The following is a 3,028-nucleotide window of genomic DNA, read 5'->3' as shown; positions in this document are numbered from 1 at the left end:
CTCGACGACGGCGGGCGGCATGGGCGCTTGCCGTCGCGGCCTGTTTCGTCACTGCTGTTTTCAAACTTCCGGTGATTATCGCGTGGGTCTTGCCGATGCTCACGCACGCGGGATAGCCACTAAAGCGACAAAGTGGGCTTTGGATTGCCAGCAGGCGTTGTGCCCGGATTGCCGGAATCGGTGAAGCCCAGGCTTCGGTAAGGCGCCGCAGCGTAAACGCCGAGAACCCTGACCTCATCGGTGAAGAACTCCAGCTCCTCGAGCGCGAGTCGCACGGGTGTGTCGGATGGGTGCCCTTCAACGTCGGCCATGAACGTGGTGGCAGCAAACTCGTTACCCACCATGTAGCTTTCCAGGCGCGTCATGTTCACACCGTTCGTTGCGAAACCACCCAGGGCTTTGTACAGGGCCGAGGGTACGTTCCTGACCCGGAAGACGAAGCTCGTGATCACGGGACCGGGCAACTCGTCGCGGGTTTGCTGCCGACGCTCCCTTGACAGGGCGACAAACCGGGTCGTGTTGGTGGCGTCGTCCTCGACGTCTTCTGCCAAGACGTCCAGCCCGTACATCTGGGCGGCGAGCGGAGGCGCGAGCGAGACTTTGGAAGCGTCATTCCAGTCGCGGACCTCCCGTGCGGATCCTGCCGTGTCGCCGGCAACAACTGGTTTCAGCCCCATTGACCGGATCAGCTTCCTGCACTGGCCGAGGGCATGAACGTGGCTGTGGACTTCTCGCGCCTGTTCGAGCGTGCTTCCGGGTATGCCCAGCAAGTGGAATCGGATCCTGAGAAAATGTTCGCCCACAATCTGCAATCCGGATTCAGGCAGGAGCACATGGATATCCGCAACGCGCCCGGCGATGGAGTTCTCAATCGGAATCATGGCGAGGTCCGCATCGCCGGATTTCACTAGTTCGAAAGCATCTTCGAAGCTGGGGCACGGTACTGGCTCCATGGCCGGGAACATCTGAAGGCAAGCGATGTTGGAGTTAGCGCCGGGCTCTCCTTGGTATGCAACTTTACGAACCATGGAGCACATGGTGTCACATTTTGCCGCGTTCCCTCGTTCCTGGTGCCGGGTGCGTAATGTGCACCCGTCGCCGGCTCTAGATGACGCCGGGGATGCGCCGATGCGTGTGCGGAAGTATCGGGTTACCCTCACTGAGCGCATCGCACTCCCGGACCGCGTCCCGATCCACGAGCCGACGGATGGCGGTAGCTCACACGGCGGTGTAGCCGCCATCGACAAGTACGTAAGAGCCGGTCATGAAACTGGCCTTGTCGGAAAGTAGGAACGTGGTGACGTTCGCGATCTCTTCGGGCTGTCCCAGGCGGCCGAGCGGATGCTTCGCCTCGAGCCCACTGAGGACTTCTTTCGGCGCGGCGGCCAGGAGCGGCGTATCGATATAGCCGGGGCCGATCGCGTTGACGCGCAATCCCTGGGCTCCGTATTCAGCCGCAGCATTCTTGGTCAGGCCCACGACGCCGTGCTTGGCCGCGGTGTAAGCGGCGTTGCCGGGAGCAGCGACGGCGCCGTGGATCGACGCCATGTTCACGATGGCACCTTCGGAGGCACCTGCGGCAAGGATGGCCGGGACCTGGTAGCGCATTCCGTAGAGGACCCCGCTCAGGTTGATGGCGATGACCCGGTCCCAGTCCTCAACGTCGAGGTCTCCGACAGGAGCATTTGCGCCGCCGATGCCTGCGTTGTTGACGGCATAGTTGAGGGCACCATAGCGCGAGACCGCGAAGTCGACGGCCTTCTTACTGTCCTCGGCGACGGCAGTGTTGCCTTGGAAGGGAACCGCGGTGCCGCCAGCGGCGGTGATCTCGTTGCTCACACGCGTTGCAGCGTCTCGGTTGATGTCGACGACGACGACGTTGACACCGTTCTTCGCGAGGTCTTTGCTGATTGCTTCCCCAAGTCCGGAGCCTCCGCCGGTGACGATCGCGGTCTTGCCTTTGAAGTCACTCATAATTCCTCCTCGTGCGGCGGGATCGGTCCCGCAGATTTCAGTGGTGAGGGCTGGTTGAGCAGCTCGGTTGTGGCAACCGTACGCCGTCCCGTGAGAAGAAGCCCGGATTCCTAATCTCCTAGCGCCACAGGTAGGGGTCCTTTGACCTCCCGCCCAGGCGTGGAACGGCCCGAAAGTCTTCCTTCAGGTGCGAAACGGCGGCACCATGAAGTAGAGCAGAACCCGTCCAACGATGGAAGGGAGAGCAGCATGGATGAGCGAAGATCCCGTCGACGTCCGAGGTTTCCGGGCTGGGAAGTCGGACCGGCGGCGGTGGGACTGGGCTTGGTCGCCCACCTGGTCTCGGGTGGCGTGCCTCCGGGGGTGCCTGTGCTGATCGCGCTGACGGCCCTGCTGAGCATGTGCGCTTCGCTGCTCGCCCGGATCAACCTACCGAGTTGGCTATTGCTCGTTCTCTGCGGCGTGGCCCAGCAGGTTCTGCATCTGGCCTTCGACCGACTTTCTGGAACCTTCTCGGTTGGCGCGCCCGCCCAACATCAGCATGCAGCGACGGGATTGCAGCCTGGGCAGCTGACCGCGACGCCATCCCCTGCCGGGCACTCTCCGGATTTGATGCTGGACACCCACGTTGCCGCAGCGTTGCTGACAGCGCTCCTCGTCGCCCGTGTGGATCTATCGCTTGCGCGGGCGTGGACCCTGCTCCATCGCACAGCTTCGGGAGATACACACAAAGCCCATCAGGGCACGCCTTAGCCATTCCGCACCAACCACGAAACCTCATTCGTGCGCAGCCAACGCGGCGACATCCGCGATAGACGAGTTTGGAGGCCCGATGGCTAACCCTGCATGCCCCCGGGGTCACTGCCAGTACCCTCTCGACGGGGACTCCCTCATTATCTCTGTGGGCTGTGATGCATGGCTGGCTTCTACGATGCATCGCTAATGTCGGCAAGAAACCAATCCGGGGATTGCGGACTCCGCTGCAGATGGAATGTGCTCAATGCGGAGTCTGAACTGAGGCGGACCTGTAGCCGCCAGTGTTCAACGGCTGCGG

3 protein-coding genes are annotated in these 3,028 nt (G+C 62.3%); 1 reads left to right on the top strand and 2 read right to left on the bottom strand.

The features are described 5' to 3' along the window. Window positions 1-119: 119 nt before the first annotated feature. Together AHiyo1_RS13865 and AHiyo1_RS13860 are read right to left on the bottom strand one after the other, a co-directional pair. Window positions 120-1,028: a prephenate dehydratase gene (locus AHiyo1_RS13865; RefSeq protein ID WP_059388958.1), complete on the bottom strand. Its 909-nt coding sequence runs from the start codon at window positions 1,026-1,028 to the stop codon at window positions 120-122. A gap of 190 nt (window positions 1,029-1,218) precedes the next feature. Beyond that, window positions 1,219-1,974, bottom strand: a complete 756-nt coding sequence (locus AHiyo1_RS13860; protein WP_059388957.1) for an SDR family NAD(P)-dependent oxidoreductase — start codon at window positions 1,972-1,974, stop codon at window positions 1,219-1,221. A 249-nt stretch (window positions 1,975-2,223) separates the two neighbouring features. Here AHiyo1_RS13860 and AHiyo1_RS13855 point away from each other — a divergent pair, with 249 nt between their 5' ends. After that, window positions 2,224-2,727: a hypothetical protein gene (locus AHiyo1_RS13855; RefSeq protein WP_059388956.1), complete on the top strand. Its 504-nt coding sequence runs from the start codon at window positions 2,224-2,226 to the stop codon at window positions 2,725-2,727. Window positions 2,728-3,028: the final 301 nt, after the last annotated feature.

Origin of the sequence: Arthrobacter sp. Hiyo1, assembly GCF_001263615.2 — a bacterium.
In the GTDB taxonomy this organism is placed as follows: Bacteria; Actinomycetota; Actinomycetes; order Actinomycetales; family Micrococcaceae; genus Arthrobacter.
Note: the sequence above shows the minus strand (reverse complement) of the source record. Positions and strands in the feature narration are given on the sequence as shown.